The organism is Belnapia sp. F-4-1, from assembly GCF_000802185.1.
Classification (GTDB): Bacteria; Pseudomonadota; Alphaproteobacteria; order Acetobacterales; family Acetobacteraceae; genus Belnapia.
Window position 1 is genome coordinate 2,652,569 of record NZ_KN676113.1, and the last position, 15,443, is coordinate 2,668,011.

Annotated in this window: 13 protein-coding genes; 4 read left to right on the top strand and 9 right to left on the bottom strand. The window is 70.6% G+C overall.

Annotated features, from left to right (window positions below; translation table 11 throughout):
- Positions 1–8: 8 nt before the first annotated feature.
- Together LH62_RS12535 and LH62_RS12540 are read right to left on the bottom strand one after the other, a co-directional pair.
- Positions 9–416: a hypothetical protein gene (locus LH62_RS12535; protein WP_043361693.1), complete on the bottom strand. Its 408-nt coding sequence runs from the start codon at positions 414–416 to the stop codon at positions 9–11.
- Positions 413–1,867, bottom strand: coding sequence for an amidohydrolase family protein (locus LH62_RS12540; RefSeq protein ID WP_043361695.1), 1,455 nt, complete (start codon positions 1,865–1,867; stop codon positions 413–415). Before LH62_RS12540 ends, LH62_RS12535 begins: the two co-directional genes overlap by 4 nt.
- A gap of 135 nt (positions 1,868–2,002) precedes the next feature.
- Between LH62_RS12540 and LH62_RS12545 the strand changes: the two genes are divergently transcribed.
- The gene (locus tag LH62_RS12545; RefSeq protein WP_082012535.1) at positions 2,003–3,235 is read left to right on the top strand and encodes an ABC transporter substrate-binding protein; all 1,233 of its coding nucleotides are present in this window, start codon (positions 2,003–2,005) and stop codon (positions 3,233–3,235) included.
- 15 nt (positions 3,236–3,250) lie between these two features.
- Here LH62_RS12545 and LH62_RS12550 read toward each other — a convergent pair whose 3' ends face one another.
- From LH62_RS12550 to LH62_RS12565, 4 genes are read right to left on the bottom strand one after another with little or no spacing between them, the layout of a single operon-like run.
- Positions 3,251–4,921 (bottom strand): hydantoinase B/oxoprolinase family protein, encoded by a 1,671-nt coding sequence (locus tag LH62_RS12550; RefSeq protein ID WP_043361696.1) that lies wholly within the window; start codon positions 4,919–4,921, stop codon positions 3,251–3,253.
- A 2-nt stretch (positions 4,922–4,923) separates the two neighbouring features.
- Positions 4,924–6,993 carry a hydantoinase/oxoprolinase family protein gene (locus tag LH62_RS12555; RefSeq protein WP_043361697.1) on the bottom strand — a complete coding sequence of 690 codons (2,070 nt, stop codon included), beginning with the start codon at positions 6,991–6,993 and terminating at the stop codon, positions 4,924–4,926.
- A complete protein-coding gene (locus LH62_RS12560) occupies positions 6,990–8,255 on the bottom strand; it encodes a hydantoinase/carbamoylase family amidase (RefSeq protein ID WP_043361698.1) in 1,266 nt (421 codons plus the stop codon). The genes LH62_RS12555 and LH62_RS12560 overlap by 4 nt, the downstream gene beginning before the upstream one ends.
- Before the next feature lie 55 nt (positions 8,256–8,310).
- Entirely contained in the window at positions 8,311–9,102 is a 792-nt protein-coding gene (locus LH62_RS12565; RefSeq protein WP_043361701.1) for an SDR family oxidoreductase, read from the bottom strand.
- A 105-nt stretch (positions 9,103–9,207) separates the two neighbouring features.
- Here LH62_RS12565 and LH62_RS12570 point away from each other — a divergent pair, with 105 nt between their 5' ends.
- Positions 9,208–10,185, top strand: a complete 978-nt coding sequence (locus LH62_RS12570; RefSeq protein ID WP_043361704.1) for a D-glycerate dehydrogenase — start codon at positions 9,208–9,210, stop codon at positions 10,183–10,185.
- 13 nt (positions 10,186–10,198) lie between these two features.
- Here LH62_RS12570 and LH62_RS12575 read toward each other — a convergent pair whose 3' ends face one another.
- The 3 genes from LH62_RS12575 to LH62_RS12585 form a co-directional block, all read right to left on the bottom strand.
- Positions 10,199–11,752, bottom strand: coding sequence for an EAL domain-containing protein (locus LH62_RS12575; RefSeq protein ID WP_043361706.1), 1,554 nt, complete (start codon positions 11,750–11,752; stop codon positions 10,199–10,201).
- Positions 11,753–11,817: 65 nt separating this feature from the next.
- Positions 11,818–12,348, bottom strand: a complete 531-nt coding sequence (locus LH62_RS12580) for a carboxymuconolactone decarboxylase family protein (protein WP_043361709.1) — start codon at positions 12,346–12,348, stop codon at positions 11,818–11,820.
- Positions 12,349–12,473: 125 nt separating this feature from the next.
- The gene (locus LH62_RS12585; protein WP_043361711.1) at positions 12,474–13,049 is read right to left on the bottom strand and encodes a peroxiredoxin; all 576 of its coding nucleotides are present in this window, start codon (positions 13,047–13,049) and stop codon (positions 12,474–12,476) included.
- 161 nt (positions 13,050–13,210) lie between these two features.
- Between LH62_RS12585 and LH62_RS12590 the strand changes: the two genes are divergently transcribed.
- Together LH62_RS12590 and acdA are read left to right on the top strand one after the other, a co-directional pair.
- A complete protein-coding gene (locus tag LH62_RS12590; protein WP_043361713.1) occupies positions 13,211–14,134 on the top strand; it encodes a hydrogen peroxide-inducible genes activator in 924 nt (307 codons plus the stop codon).
- A gap of 31 nt (positions 14,135–14,165) precedes the next feature.
- A complete protein-coding gene (gene acdA / locus LH62_RS12595) occupies positions 14,166–15,383 on the top strand; it encodes a 3-sulfinopropanoyl-CoA desulfinase (RefSeq protein WP_043361714.1) in 1,218 nt (405 codons plus the stop codon).
- Positions 15,384–15,443: the final 60 nt, after the last annotated feature.

Genomic DNA, 15,443 nt, shown 5'->3' on the forward strand with positions numbered 1-15,443 from the left:
CTGCCCCTCTAGCTGCGGCTTTCCGCCGCTGTCTCGATATGGAGGATGCGCTCGCCGGCCACTGCGACCGTGGCGCGCAGCAGCGCGCTCCGCTGCCCTTCCGTGCGGAAGGCGAGGACGCAGTCCCATCCCACCCGCTGCGTGCAGTTGAGCCCGAGCCCTTGCAGCCGCTGGATCAGCGGCGTCACCGGCGTACCGGCCGGGAAGTCCCGCACCAGCTCCGCCTTGAGCGCCGCCGCCGCCCCGGCCGGACCGAGCCGCTGGAAGCGCTCGAGCGGGGACGTCGCCTCCTTCCGCCCGCCGAGCCAGGCGGCCGCCGCGACCATGGCGAGGAGGCCCCCCCCGAGCAGCGCCGCCCGCAGCAGCGTGCCCCGCTGCACGGGGAGCTTGCCGGCCGCCGCCTCCGCCTCGGTCACGCGCGGTGGCGGCGGATCAGCCGGCCCGGCGTCTCGCCGGTGAGGCCCTGGCCGGCACGGAAGGTCGGCACGCCATTGGTCCAGACCTCCTCGATCCCCTCCGATTCCTGCTTCGGATTCTCGAAGGTCGCACGGTCGATGACCCGGTGCGGGTCGAACAGCACGAGGTCCGCATAGGCCCCGGGCTTCAGCACGCCGCGGTCCACCATGCCGAAGAGCGAGGCGGTGCGGCCGGTCATCTTGTGGATCGCCGTCTCCATGTCGAGCAGGCCGAGCTGGCGCGAGTAGAAGCCGAGCACGCGCGGGAAGGTGCCCCAGAGACGGGGATGCGGATGCTCGTCATGCGGGATGCCGTCCGAGCCGATGACCGACATCGGGTGCGCCATGATCCGGCGGACATCCTCCTCATCCATCTGGAAGGTGATGGCGCCGGCCGGGCTCAGCTTCTCCGCCGCGGCGCGCTGGTCCATGTTCCAGTTGCGGGCCACTTCAGCGAGGTCCTTGCCGGCGAATTCCGGATGCGGCACCGACCAGGTGATGATCACCCGCACATCCTCCCGCAGCCGGTCCGGCATCAGCACGGTGGAGCCGGCCGGATAGGGGTACATGTCGTAGGCAACTTCCTGCAGCGAGGCGCTGGCTTCCAGCAGCGCCAGCGTCTGCACGCTGCGGCCGTAATTCTCCGGCATCGAGCATTTGTGGTGGCTGATCCAGACCGGCACGCCGACCTTCTTGCCGATCTTCAGCGTCTCCTCGATGGAGGCGCAGACGCGGTCCGCCTCGTCGCGCATATGGGTGAAGTACATGCCGCCCGCGGCGCGCAGCGGCTCGGCGACGGCGATCACCTCCTCCGTCGTCGCGTGCATGTTGGGCTTGTACCAGAGGCCGGTGGAGAAGCCGGAGGCGCCCTCGGCCAGTGCCTCGGCAACCATCTGCCGCATCTTTGCTATCTCGGCGTCCCGCGCCGGCCGGTAGAGGTCCTCGCCCATGACGCGGTAGCGCAGAGTCTGGTGGCCGACGAGGGCATAGGTGTTCACCGCCGCCGGGGTCTTCTTGAGCGCCTGGGCATACTCGCCGAAGCTGTCGAAGGCGAAGCCGCTGTCGCCCACCAGGTCGAGCGGCGGCGGCGGCCGGTCCCCCGTGATCCGCAGCGGTGCGAGCGAGACGCCGCAATTGCCGACGACCACGGTGGTGACGCCCTGGCTCGACTTGCAGTGTAGGCAGGAGGGCCCGCAGAGCACGGCGCGGTCGTCATGCGTATGCGCGTCGATGAAGCCCGGCGCGACCGCGCGGCCGGTGGCGATCACCTCGCGGTCGGCGCTGGCGCCGCCGAGATCGCCGACCGCCACGATCCGCTCCCCGGTGACGCCGACATCGCCCACCCGGCGCGGCCCGCCGGTGCCGTCGAAGAGGGTGGCGTCGCGGATGATGAGGTCGCAGCGCAGGGCCATCGGAGCGGGTCTCCCGGGTCGGGTTCGGTTCCCCAGGGTTACCCCTCCGCCGGGCCGGGGGGAAGGCGTGCCGGGCCCGAATTGCCATGCTCCGCCCCGCGCGGCAGTCTTCCCGGCAAAGGAGAGGGACGGATCATGATCGAACTCGACCGCCGGCGGCTGCTGGCCGGCCTCGGCACCACGCTGGCCACGGCCGGCGGGGTACGGGCCCAGGGCGCCGCCCAGCCCATCCGCATTGGCGTGCTGGCCGATTTCTCCGGCTCCTACCGCGACACCTCCGGCCCCACCTCCGTCGCTTGCACGCAGCAGGCGGTCGAGGATTCCGGCCTCGCCGCCCGTGGCATCCAGGTCGAGATCCTGCAGGGCGACCACCAGAACAAGCCCGACGTCGCCATGGCCATCGCCCGGCAATGGATCGACCAGCGCGGCGTGGACATGATCTGCGAGGTCAACCACTCCGCCATCGCGCTGGCGCTTGCCGGGCTGGTGCAGGAGAAGAACAAGGTCCAGATGAACAGCGGCGCGCTGAGCGCCGTCATCACCGGCGAGCGCTGCTCCGCCAACACCGTCCACTGGACGGCCGATACCTGGATGCTGGCAAATTCGGTCGGCCAGGCGACGGTGAAGAGCGGCGGCGACAGCTGGTACTTCGTCACCGCCGACTACGCCTTCGGCCACCAGATGGAGCGGGACCTGACGCGCTTCATCGGCGCCGCCGGAGGCAAGGTGTTGGGCGCGGCGCGCTTCCCCTTCCCGGGCACCTCGGACTTTTCCTCCTTCCTGGTGCAAGCCCAGGCGAGCCGCGCCAAGGTGGTGGGGCTGCTGATGGCGGGCGCCGACATGATCAGCTGCATCAAGCAGGCGCGTGAGTTCGGCGTGACGCGGCGCGCCCGGCTGGTCGGGACGCCGATGTTCATCACCGACATCCACGCCATGGGCCTCGAGACGGCGCAGGGGCTGACGGTCTGCGAGACCTACTACTGGGACCTGAACGACCGCACCCGCGCCTTCCTCGAGCGGGTGAAGCAGAAGACGCCCAACAACTACCCGAACCAGGAACATGCCGGCACCTATTCCGGTGTGCTGCACTACCTGAAGGCGGTGGGTGACCTGGGCGTCGAGCGGGCCAAGGCGAGCGGCCTCGAGGTGGTGCAGCGCATGAAGGCGATGCCGACCGACGACGACTGCTTCGGCCCTGGCAAGCTGCGGGAGGACGGGCGGAAGATCCACCCGGCCCATCTCTTCGAGGTTAAGGCGCCCGGCGAGAGCCGGGGCGCCTGGGACTACTACCGGCTGATCGGCAGCGTCGGCGCCGAGGAGGCCTTCCGCCCCCTCAGCGAGGGCGGCTGCCCCCTCGTGCGGACCTGATCCGGGGCTGCGGCGTCAGACCTCGACGCCGTAGATCTCCCGCGCCGCCTGGCGGGTGATGAGCCCATCCGCCACGTCGCGCTTCACCAGCTCTGGGTCGCGCGCCTTGGGGTCGCCCATGCCGCCGCCGCCCGGCAGCTTCAGCAGCAGCCGCCGCCCCTTGGGGATCACCTGGAACCCCTTGGTCCTGAGCGGCGTGCCGTTGGCATCGTTCAGACCGACCCAGCCGCCCGCGCCCTCGCCACCGCCCTCGCGCCCCTTCGGCGGGTTGGCGACGCGGTCGAAGATGGCGTTGACGGCGAATTCTGCATCGCCCTTGGCGCCGATCTCCATCACCTGGCCGAAGCCGCCGCGAGTGCGGCCGGCGCCGGCGGAATCGGGCCGCAGCTCCTTCCGCCAGAAGATCACCGGCGCGACGTTCTCCGTCGCCTCCACCGGCATGGTCCGGACGCCGGAGGGGAAGGCGATGCCGTCCAGCCCGTCCTTGGTCGGCCGTGCGCCGGTGCCGCCGGAGTTGAAGGTGATGATCTCGAAATCCTCGGTCTCGGCATTCTGGCCGGAGACCTGGCTGCCGCCGCGCAAGGGCGGATTCCATAGAGCCGAGGAGCCCTCCGCATTCACCCGGTCCGGCACCGCCTGGTGCAGGCAGCCCATCATCAGGTCCGGCAGCAATTGACCGACGACATGGCGAACCGAGACCGGATAGGGCCGCGGCGCATTGAGGATGCAGCCTTCCGGGATCACCATGTGGAAAGGGCTGAGCGAGGCCCAGTTGTTCGGGATCTCGGGCGCGACCACGCATTTGATTCCGAAGCAAGAATAGGCCCGGCAATAGGCCGGCGGCACGTTAATCCCGCGCGTCGAGAGGCCGGAAGTTCCGGCATAGTCGACGGTGATCCGGTCCTCCCCGATCGTCATCGCCGCCTGCAGCGTGACCTCGAACTCATAGCCGTCCGACCTGATCTGCCCGCCATAGGTGCCGCGCGGGAGCTTCCTGATCTCCTCCAGCGTCGCATGCAGCGAACTCTCGAAGATGTACTCGGCGAGCGGATCGATGCTCTCCATGCCGAACTCGTCCATCATCTCGACGAGCCGCTTGGCGCCGGCATCGTTGCAGGCGCAGAGGGAGTAGACATCGCCCTCCAGCTCCACCGGCGTGCGGCTGCCGGCGCGCAGGAAGTCGAAGAAGGTCTCGTTCGGTCGCCCCCGGTCGAAGCACTTCACGATCGGGATGTAGAGCCCCTCCTCGAAGACGCTCCGCCCCTCCGGCCCCATGCCGAGCCCGCCGATATCGATGATATGCGCGGTGTTGGCGAAGAGCCCGACGATCTTGCCATTGCGGAAGGCCGGCGTGACCACGGTGAGGTCATGCAGATGCCCGGTGCCGAGCCAGGGGTCGTTGGTGATGTAGTGGTCGCCCGGCTGCATGGTCTCGGCGGGGAACTTCGCCAGGAAATGCCCGACCGACTCCATCATCGAGTTCACATGGCCCGGCGTGCCCGTCACCGCCTGGGCCAGCATGCGACCCTGCAGGTCGAAGATGCCGGCCGACAGGTCGCCCGCCTCGCGCACCGTGGTGCTGAAGGCGGTGCGGATCATGGTCTGCGCCTGTTCCTCGACCACCGCGATGAGGCGATTCCACTGGATTTGGCGCTGGATCGTCGCAAGTGCCCCGGTCTCTTTCACGGTCACGCCTCCTGCACCAGGTCGAGATAGCCAAGTCCATCCATCCGGCAGGTCCAGCCGGGCCCGACCAGCGTGCTGGTCTCCGCCTCCGCCACGATGCAGGGGCCGCGCAGGGTCGCGCCCGGCGCCATGGTCTCGCGGTCGTAGACCGCCCAATCCGCCACCTCGCCCGTCGCCGTGTCCCGCACCGCCTGATGGCGAATGGGGGAGGGGGCGGGCGCATCCTCGACCTCGGCGGCCGGCGCCACCTCGTCCACCAGCGTCGCCACGGTGACGGCGAAGCTCATGATCTCGACATCGCTGCCAGGCACCGGGCGGTCGTAGAAGCGGGAATATTCCTCGTCGTAGAGGGCGCGGATCGCCGGCACGTCATCGGCGGTCAGGTCGCGCGCCGGCAGCGTCACGGCGATCTCATGCCCCTGCCCGACATAGCGCATATAGGCGATGCGTCCCTCGGTGGTCGGCGCGCCGAAGCTGCCCTCCGCCACCACCCGCGCCGCCTCGGCCGACATGCCGGCGAGCAGCGCATTCACCGCCACCACGTCGAAACTCGCAAAACGCTGGTAGAGGCTCTTCACCACCTCATAGGCGACCGGCGCGCGCAGGAAGCCGATGGCGCTGCCGACGCCCGCGCCGCTCGGCACCAGCAGCCGCTTCACCCCGATCTTCTCGGCCACGCGATAGCCATGCACCGGCCCGCCGCCGCCGAAGGCGATGATGGTCCGCCCGCCGAAGCCCTTGCCGCTCTCGATCGCATGGACGCGGGCCGCGTTCGACATGTTCTCATCGACCATCTCGATCACGCCGAGCGCTGCCATCTCGGCCGACAACCCGAGCCGCCCGCCGACCGCCGCCGCCAGCGCATCCCGCGCTGGCTCCGGGTGCAGGCGGAGGTTGCCGCCGGCGAAGAGCAGCGGGTCGTAGCGGCCGAGGGTGAGGTTGGCATCCGTCACCGCGGGCTTGCCGCCGCCGCGGCCGTAGCAGGCCGGGCCTGGATCGGCGCCCGCGCTCTCCGGCCCGACGGTGATGCGCCCCATGCTGTCGACGGCCGCGATCGAGCCGCCGCCCGCGCCGATCTCCACCATCTCGATCACCGGGATGCGCAGCGGCAGGCCGGAGCCCTTCTTGAACCGGCCGACCCGCGCCACCTCGAAGGTGCGGCTGGCCTGGGGTTGGTAGCTGTCGATCAGGCAGACCTTGGCCGTGGTACCGCCCATGTCGAAGGACAACACCTCGGTCAGCCCGCGCTGCCGGGCCACATGGGCGGAAAAGATGGCGCCGCCCGCCGGACCGCTCTCCACCAGCCGGATCGGGAAGCGCGCCGCCGTCTCGAGCGAGGTGAGCCCGCCGCCCGAGAGCATCATGAAGAGCGGGCAGGCGAGCCCCGCCTCGCGCAGCCCGACCTCCAGCCGCTTCAGGTAGCTCGCCATCAGCGGCTGCACATAGGCATTGGCGACGGTGGTGGAGAAGCGCTCCCACTCCCGCATCTCGGGCGAGACCTCGGAGGAGAGCGAGATCCGCAGCTCCGGCCAGAGCCGCTGGACGATCCCGGCCGCCTGCTGCTCATGCGCTGGATTGACGAAGGCATGGAGGAAGCCGATGGCCAGCGCCTCGATCCCCTCCTCCCGCATGAAGGCGACATGCCGCTCGACGGCGGCTGCATCGAGCGGCGCGAGGACCTTGCCGGTATTGTCCAGCCGCTCCGTGACGGGCAGGCGCCAGCGGCGCGGTACCAGCGGCTGCGGCAGCTCGATGTTCAGGTCGTACTGGTCGTAGCGGCTTTCATTGCCCAGCGCGAGGACGTCGCGGAAGCCCTCCGTCGTCAGCAGCGCCGTCTTCGCGCCCTTGCGCTCGATGACGGCATTGGTGGCGAGCGTCGTGCCGTGGATGACGAGGGCGATGTCGGCCGGGTTCAGCGCCGCCTTCTCCAGCACGACCCGCACGCCCTCCAACACGCCGCGCTCCGGCGCCGAAGGGGTGGTCAGCACCTTGGCAGTCCAGCGGCCCTCCTCGGTTTCGACGGCGAGGTCGGTAAAGGTGCCGCCAATGTCGACGGCCAGCTTTGCACTCAAGCTCCATACTCCGCTGCGAAGCGCTGCGCGACCGCACACGCCTTCTCGAAATCCTCCATCCGCATGGCCTCATGCGGATTGTGACTGCCGTTCTGGTTGCGGACGAAGAGCATCCCCGCCGGGATGCCGGCATTGGCGAAGGCCCCCGCATCATGCCCGCCACCCGAGGCCATCACCTTGGCCGGGATGCCGAGGGCGCCTGCCGCGCGCCGCAGCCCCTCCTGCACGCCGGCATCCATCAGCGCCGGCTTGCTGCCGCCCTCGGCGCCGAGCTCGAAGCGCACGCCGCGCCGCGCCTCGATCTCCGCCACCTTGTTGTGCAGCACCTCGAAGAGCCGGTCGCAGTTGCGCAAGTCGACGCTGCGCACGTCGAGCATGAAGCGCGCCTCGCCGGCGATCTTGGTGAAGCCCGCCTCGGCCGTGGTCGCCAGGGTGCAGAAGGTGCAGACCATGGGACGCCCCTCCGCATCCAGGCGGCACCAGGCCTCGTCGAGGGAGACCGCCAGTTCGGCGAGCGCGATGGCGGCATCGCGGCGGTACTTCCGCGGCGTGCCGCCCGAATGGTTGTACTCGCCGAGCACGCGGGCTGCCCGCAGCCGGCGGCTGCCGGGGATGCCGGTGACGATGCCGACCGGGACCTCCTCGGCATCCAGCACCGGCCCCTGCTCGATATGGACCTCGAGATAGGCGGCGACGTTGTCCGGCCCCAGCACCCGCCCGCCGCGTTCGACGAAGCCGGGGTCGAAGCCCTCCTCCCGCATGTGGTCGGCAAGCGCCCGGCCGTTGTCCATCCGCTTCACGGCCAGCTCCTCGGGCGCCAGCATCCCGAGCGCGCCGCGGCTGCCGGGATAGCTGGTCGGGAACCAGGCCCCAGCCTCCTCGGCCCGGGTCACCATGACGGTGATGTCGCGCGCCGGGGTGAAGCCCGCCCGCTTCATCCCTGCGACGGCGGCGAGCCCGGCCAGCACCCCCGCGGCGCCGTCAAAATTGCCGCCCTGCGGCACGCTGTCGAGATGGCTGCCGAGGATGACCTGCTTCGCCCCCCGGTCGGCCCCCGGCAAGGTGAGGTAGAGGTTGCCGACCGGATCGGCCTTGCTCTCCAATCCGATCGCCTCTGCCGCTTCCTTGACCAGCGCATGGGCCATCCGCTCGCCCGGCCCATAGGCATCCCGGGTGACGCCGACCCCGTCGAAGCTCCGCGCCCGCAATTCGGCGAAGAGCCTGTCGGCGAGGTCCACATCCGGGGTCAGGTTCGGCAGCATCCAATCACTCCTTGCCGTGGCGCGGAGTGCAAGTCCCGCGCCACTTCGTCTCGGCTCAGACCATGCCCCGCACGCGGCCGCCATCCACCCGGATCATGCTGCCGGTAATGTAGGCGCCGCGCTCGCTGGCGAGGAAGGCGCCCATCGGCCCGTAATCGGCAGGCAGGCCGAGCCGTCCGGCCGGGATCTCGGCGGCGGCCTCGGCCAGCGCCTCCTCCAGGCTGATGTTCTTCTGCTTCGCCCGTGCCGTGCTGGTCTGGGTCACCCGGTCGGTCTGGATGGTGCCGGGGGCGAGGACGTTCATCGTCACCCCATCCGGCGCCACCTCGCCCGAGAGCGTCTTCAGCCAGCCCCAGATCGAGGCGCGCAGCGTGTTGGACAGCGCCAGCGTCGGGATCGGGTGCTGCATCCCCGTGCTGCCGACGACGATCACCCGGCCCCAGCCCCGCTCCCGCATCGCCGGCAGCAGCCGGTTGGTGATGCGGATCGGCGAGACGACGATATGCTGGAACCACTCCTGCAGCGCCGGCTCGGTGATCTGCGAGGCGGTGCAGGGCGGCGGCCCGCCATGGTTCAGCACCAGGATGTCGACGCCCCCCATGGCGGCGACGGCGGAATCGGCCAGCCGGTCCATATCGGCCGAGGTTGCCACATCGGCGACGACGCCGCTGGCCGAGGCAGCGCCGGCCGCCTTCAGCGCCGCCGCCGCTTCGTCGAGCCGGCCTTGGTCGCGCCCGCTGATGACCAGCGCCGCGCCCTCGGCCGCCAGCGCATCGGCGATCGACCGGCCGAGCCCCTTGGTGCCGCCCATGACCAGGGCGCGACGGCCCTTCAATCCGAGATCCATCCGTCCCGCTCCCTTATCCGAATGGCGCGACCCTGCCTTTGGCCGCCCCGGCTGGCAAGACGCCGCCCGGGTGGTAAGACAGGCCCAACCGAGGAGACGTCCCCCATGCCGAAGCCCGTCCTGCTGGTCACCCGCAAGCTGCCCGAGGCCATCGAGGCCCGCGCCGCCCGCGACTACGACGCCCGGCTGAACCCGCAGGACGAGATGTGGGCCACCGACGGCGCCGAGATCGCCCGCCGCGCGAAGGAGGTGGGCGCCGCCGGCATCTTCGGCGCCGCCGGCGACGCGCTGGGCACCGCATGCATCGAGGCCCTGCCCGAGAGTGTGAAGGTCATCGCCACCTTCAGCGTCGGCTTCGACCATATCGACCTTGCCGCCGCCAAGGCCCGCGGCATCGTCGTGGTGAACACGCCGGATGTGCTGAGCTTCGCCACCGCCGAGACCGCATTCACCCTGATGCTGATGGCCGCCCGCCGCGCCGGCGAGGGCGAGCGCATGGTCCGCGCCGGGCAATGGAAGGGCTGGGCCCCGACCCAGCTGCTCGGCGTGACGCTGGAGGGCAAGCGGCTCGGCATCCTCGGCTTCGGCCGGATCGGGCGGGAGCTGGCGGCGATGGCCCGCGGCTTCCGCATGGAGATCCACTACCGCGACATCCAGAAGCTGCCGCCCGAGCTGGAGCAGGGCGCCATCTACCACGACAACGAGGACAGCTTCCTCGGCGCCATCGATATCATCTCGATGCATGTGCCGGGCGGCGATGCCAACCGCCACTGGTTGAACGCCGAGCGCATCGCCAAGATGAAGGAAGGCAGCCTCGTCGTGAACAGCGGCCGCGGCGTCTCCGTCCATGACGAGTCGCTGATCGCCGCGCTGCGGTCGGGCCATATCCGCGCCGCCGGCCTCGATGTCTATGACGGCGAGCCGAAGGTGAACCCCGGCTACCTGACGCTCGAGAACGTCGCCCTGCTGCCGCATCTCGGCAGCGCCACGATCGAGGTGCGGGATGCCATGGGCAACCGCGCCCTCGAGAACCTGGACGCCGTCCTCCTCAAGGGCACCGAGCCGCCCCACCGCGTCGCCTGAACGGGGAGGGGGACTACCCCCGCCCCGGCAACGGCCCGGGCCGGCCGAACAGCCAGCCCTGGCCGAGTTCCACGCCGAGCGTCCGCATCAGCCCGGCCTCCTCCTCCGTCTCGATATGCTCGGCAACCACCTGCGCGCCGAGCCCATGCGCCAGGTCGACCATGGAGGCGATGATGGCGCGGTCCTTCTCGCTGCGCCTGGCGTGGCGGACATAGGCGCCGTCGATCTTCACGTAATCGACTCGCAGCAGCCGCAGATAGCGGTAGGTCGCGGCGCCCGCGCCGAAGTCGTCGATGCAGAGCGGCAGGCTGCGCGTGCGGAGCGCGGCGACGCTGCGGCCGGCCTCCGTCTCGTTCTCGATTTCCGCGCTCTCGGTGATCTCCAGCATCAGCCGGTCGGTCAGCAAGGGCTCGGTATCGAGCATGGCGAGCAGGGCGCCGCGGAAGCTCGGGCTCTGCAGCGACAGGCCGGAGATGTTGGCGGCGATCCGGGTGTTGCGGGCGAGGCGCGCGGCGGCACAGACGCTGCGCAGCACCGCCCAGTCCAGCTCCGCCGACAGCCCGAGCGCCTCGGCCAGCAGCACGAATTGCTGCGGGTCCTGCGGCGCCTCGCCGCCCGGCTCCGGCCGCATCAGCGCCTCGTAGTGATGCGTCTGCCCGGTCGAGAGCGAGGCGATCGGCTGGAAGGCAAGGCGGAAGCGGCTTTCGGCAATGGCCTGACGCAGCCCCGCGGCGCGGGTATAGGCATGGGCCACGAAGCCGTTCAGCCCCTTGTCGAACCCGGCCTCCACCACCCCCGCCACGCCGCCGCGGTTGAAGGCGGAAAGGGCATAGCGCAGCGCCCGCGTCGCCTGCATTGGCGTGAGGCCCGGCGCCTCCAGCGGCAGGCTGGTGGCATTGACCGAGGCGGCGTGCCCGGCTTCCTGCAACAGGCCCTCGAGCTGCCGCCCGACCGCGCCGGGGTCCACCCCCTGGCCGATCACGCCATAGCGGCCGGGGCCGAGCGCGCCGGCGCGGCTGCTGGGCGGCAAGGCGCCCGTCAGGTGCTCGTCGATCACCGCCGCGACCTCGGGCTTTGCCGCGGTGATCTCGATCAGGCCGAACTGGCCCGCGGCCCCGTCCGTCTCCAGGCTACGGCGGAACTCCGCCGCATCGGCCAGCACAGGCCGCGCCGCCCATTGCGGCGTGGGGGCGATGCTGATGCAGAAGCTGTGGCAGTCCTCCCGAGACCGCCGCAACCCACCGATCGAGACCGGCGTGCCCGCGGCATCGTTCAGGCGGAAGCCCGTCGGCGCCATCCGATCCCTGGCGAGGAGCAGGCCGAAATGGGCATCGAAGGTAGCCCGGTCGGCCAGCGCCACCAATTGCCGCACCGGCTGGCCGATCCAGGCCTCGGGCGGCTGGCCAAGGCGGCTCTGGAAGGCGCCGGCGGCGAAGCCGATGCGGCCTTCCGGCGTCACCTCCACCAGCAACTCCGCTGCGGCCAGGGCGAAGGTCAGAAAAAGCTCCCGATCCGCCGTCTTGAGTGGAGCGGCCAAGGCGATGGTATCGACGCCGTCAGGACTCACTCAGGGCGCTCCCCATCCTCGGTTTCAGGTCCGAGGATGGGCCAGTCGGGTTAAGGCGCCATGAATCAGGCCGCCAGCGCGGCCTCGCCATCGAGGGTCGCGGCCGTCGCATGCACCACGGCGGCGATGCGGACGGCGGCCTGGATGGCCTCCTTCGAGACACTATGCGTCAGCAGCGTCTTCTCATGCGCTTCCATGCACATGCCGCAGCCGTTGATGGCGGAGACGGCGAGCGACCACAGCTCGAAATCCACCTTCTCGACGCCCGGCTTCGCCATGACGTTCATCCGCAGCTTGGCCGGCATGGTGTTGTAGTCGCCGACGACCAGGTGGGTGAAGCGGTAGTAGATGTTGTTCATCCCCATGATCGAGGCCGCGGCCTTGGCGGCGTTCAGCGCCTCCGGGCTCAGCTTCGGGCCGAATTCGGCGAGGATGTCGCGGATCACCTCCGGGTTGCGGGAGGCGAGTGCGGAGACGACGAAGGTGCCGGCGCGCTGCTGCTCGGTCAGCACCGGCTCGGTCGAGAGGCTGCCGAGGTTCAGCTTCTGGTCCTTGGCATAGTCGGGCAGGCGGTTGCGCAGGGCTTCCAGCGACATGGCTTGGCTCCTTCCGAGGCTTTTGTATCGAGGGTGAGCGGAGCGGACCGCAGCCGGTCCGTTCGGCCGACCCTCTCCCGTGCGGGAGGGGGGGTGAGGGGGGCTGGACGCCCCCCTCGGCCAGATCAGGCGGCCTTCTCGAACAGCTTCTGGGCGTCGAGGGCCTCCTGGCCCTTGTTCCAGTTGCAGGGGCAGAGCTCGTCGGTCTGAAGGGCGTCGAGCACGCGGAGCACTTCCTGCGGGTTGCGGCCGACATTGAGGCCGTTCACCGAGGCCCACTGGATGGTGCCGTCCGGGTCGACGATGAAGGTCGCGCGGAGCGCCACGCCCTCGTCCTTGTGGAGGATGCCCAGCGCCTCGGAAAGCTCGCGCTTCACATCGGCCAGCATCGGGATCTCGAGGTTCTTGATGTCCTCGTTGTAGACGCGCCAGTTCAGGTGGACGAACTCGCTGTCGGTCGAGGCGCCGTAGACCACGGTGTCACGGTCGGCGAACTCGCCGGCCAGCTTGCCGAAGGCCGCGATCTCGGTCGGGCAGATGAAGGTGAAGTCCTTCGGCCAGAAGAAGACGACCTTCCACTTGCCGGCATCGGACTGGGAGGTGATCTCGGTGAAGGACTTGCCGGGGCCGGCGAGGCCCTCGGGGCCGGCCTTCACGGCGGTCAGGGCGAAGAACGGGAACTTGTCGCCGACGGTCAGCATGCAGGATATCCCCTCAGGTTATGGCCAGGGTCATAAACGGAACCAACGGGACAGGTGCCCTTGGCTCGCTGCCGCTTATGACGCAATGCAGCAAATCGGTCCAATGAATAGTTTTCGCTGTTTCGATTGACGGGGTCGATCAATCGGGCCATCTCCCCGCCATGCTCTCCCTCCCCAGCCCGCAGCAGCTCCGCTACCTGCTGGCGCTCGCCGACCATGGCCATTTCGGCCGCGCGGCCACTGCCTGCGCGGTGACGCAATCGACCCTCTCGGCCGGCATCATCGCCCTCGAGCGCCAGCTCGATGCCCATCTGCTGGAGCGCGGCTCGGCCAAGCGGCCGGTCTTCACCCCGCTCGGGCTGGAGGTGGTGGGCCGCGCCCGCACCGCCCTGTCGGCGCTCGAGGCGGTGGCGGAGACGGCAGCGGCGGCGCGGGACCCGCTTTCCGGCCCCTTGCGCTTCGGCATCATCCCGACGATCGGCCCCTTCCTGCTGCCGCGGCTGATGCCGGCCTTGCGTGGGGCCTTCCCCCGCCTCCGCCTCTGGCTGCGCGAGGACCAGACGGATCGGCTGGTCACTCAGCTCGAATCGGGGCGGCTCGACCTGCTGCTGCTCGCGCTTCCCTGCGCCTGCGGCGAGGCCGAGACGCTGCCGATCGCCGACGACCCCTTCCTCGCCGCGGTCCCCGCCGGCCATCGGCTGGCGGCGAAGGAGCGGGTGCCGGTCGCCGCGCTCGGCGCCGAGCGGCTGCTGCTGCTGGAGGATGGGCATTGCCTGCGCGACCATGCGCTCGACGCCTGCGGCCTGCCGCGCGGGGTATTGCCGGCCGAGGACGGCATCGCCGCCACCTCGCTCCATACCCTGGTGCAGATGGTCGCCGGCGGCCTCGGCGTGACCCTGCTGCCGCAGATCGCGGTCGAGGGCGGCGTGCTCGCCGGCGCCGCGGTCGACATCCGCCCGCTGGAGCCGGAGGGCGGCGCCCCGCCGAGCCGCAGCCTCGCTCTCGCCTGGCGCCCGACCAGCCCGCGCGCGGCGGAGTTCCGTGGCCTTGCGCCTGCCATTGCGGCGGCGCTTCAGGCGGCCTAACCCTGTCGGCAAGCACCGGGGAGCAAACGACATGGACGGGTTGACCGCGGACCAGGCACGCCTCCGCGACCGGGCGCGGGAAGTGGCGCAGGAGGCCGCCGCCCAGGCCGCCGCCACCGACCGCACCGAGCAATACCCTTGGCCCATGGTCCACCGCATGCGGGAGGCCGGGCTGATGGGCCTGACCATCCCGCGCGAATGGGGCGGGCCGGGCCTCTCCTATTTCGACGCCGCGCTGGTGATCGAGGAGCTGTCGGCTGCCTGCGCCGTTTGCGGCCGCATCGCGGTCGAGAGCAACATGGGCGCGCTTGGCGCCGTCATGGCCTATGGCAGCCCGGAGCAGCGCCGCCTCGCCGCCGGGCTTGTGCTCGGAGGCGACAAGCCGGCCATCTGCATCACCGAGCCCGAGGCCGGCTCCGCCGCGACCGAGATGACGACGCGCGCCGTCCGCCGCGGCGACGGCTGGGTGATCGACGGGGTGAAGCATTGGATCACCGGCGGCGGCGTTTCCCGCCTGCACCTGATTTTCGCCCGAGCCTTCGAGGAGGGGCGGGACCTCGGCATCGGCGGCTTCCTCGTGGTGCGGGAGGGGGAGCGGGACCCGCCCGGCCTCGTCATCCATCGCCGCATCCCCTCCATGGGGCTGAAGGGCATGCCGGAGGCGGAAATCCGCTTCGAGGGGCTGGTGGTGCCGGATGCGATGGTGCTGCACCCGCCGGGCGGCTTCGCCCGCGGCTTCGGCCGGCTGATGGATGCCTATAACGGCCAGCGCGTCGGCGCGGCGACGGTGGCCCTCGGCATCGCCGCCGGGGCCTATCGGCAGGCGCTCGACTATGCCGGGCGGCGGCACCAGTTCGGCCGGCCGATCGCCGAGTTCCAGGGCGTCGGCTGGATGCTGGCCGACATGTCGATCAAGCTGGAGGCGGCCCGCGCCCTGATCTGGCGCGCCGCGCGCAGCGCCGGGCCGGCGGGCTTTCCCGACCGGCTGGCCGCCGCCCAGGCCAAGGTGCTGGCGGCCGATACCGCCATCGAGGTCACCAACAATGCCCTCCAGCTCTGGGGCGCCGCCGGCTACAGCCGGGAGAACCCGCTGGAGCGGATGGTGCGCGACGCGCGGATGTTCGCCATCGCCGGCGGCACCGCCCAGGTGCTGCGGACCCAGGTGGCGGAGCAGATTCTCGGCCGCAAGCTGCCGCAGACTCGCGACGGCTTCCTGCGCCAGGCGGCGGCGGAGGCCGGTCGCGATTGACTCGGGCAGGGGCTTCGCTTATCCCGCGCCCTCCCCGGCGGTGGTGCGAGCCCCCGCCGC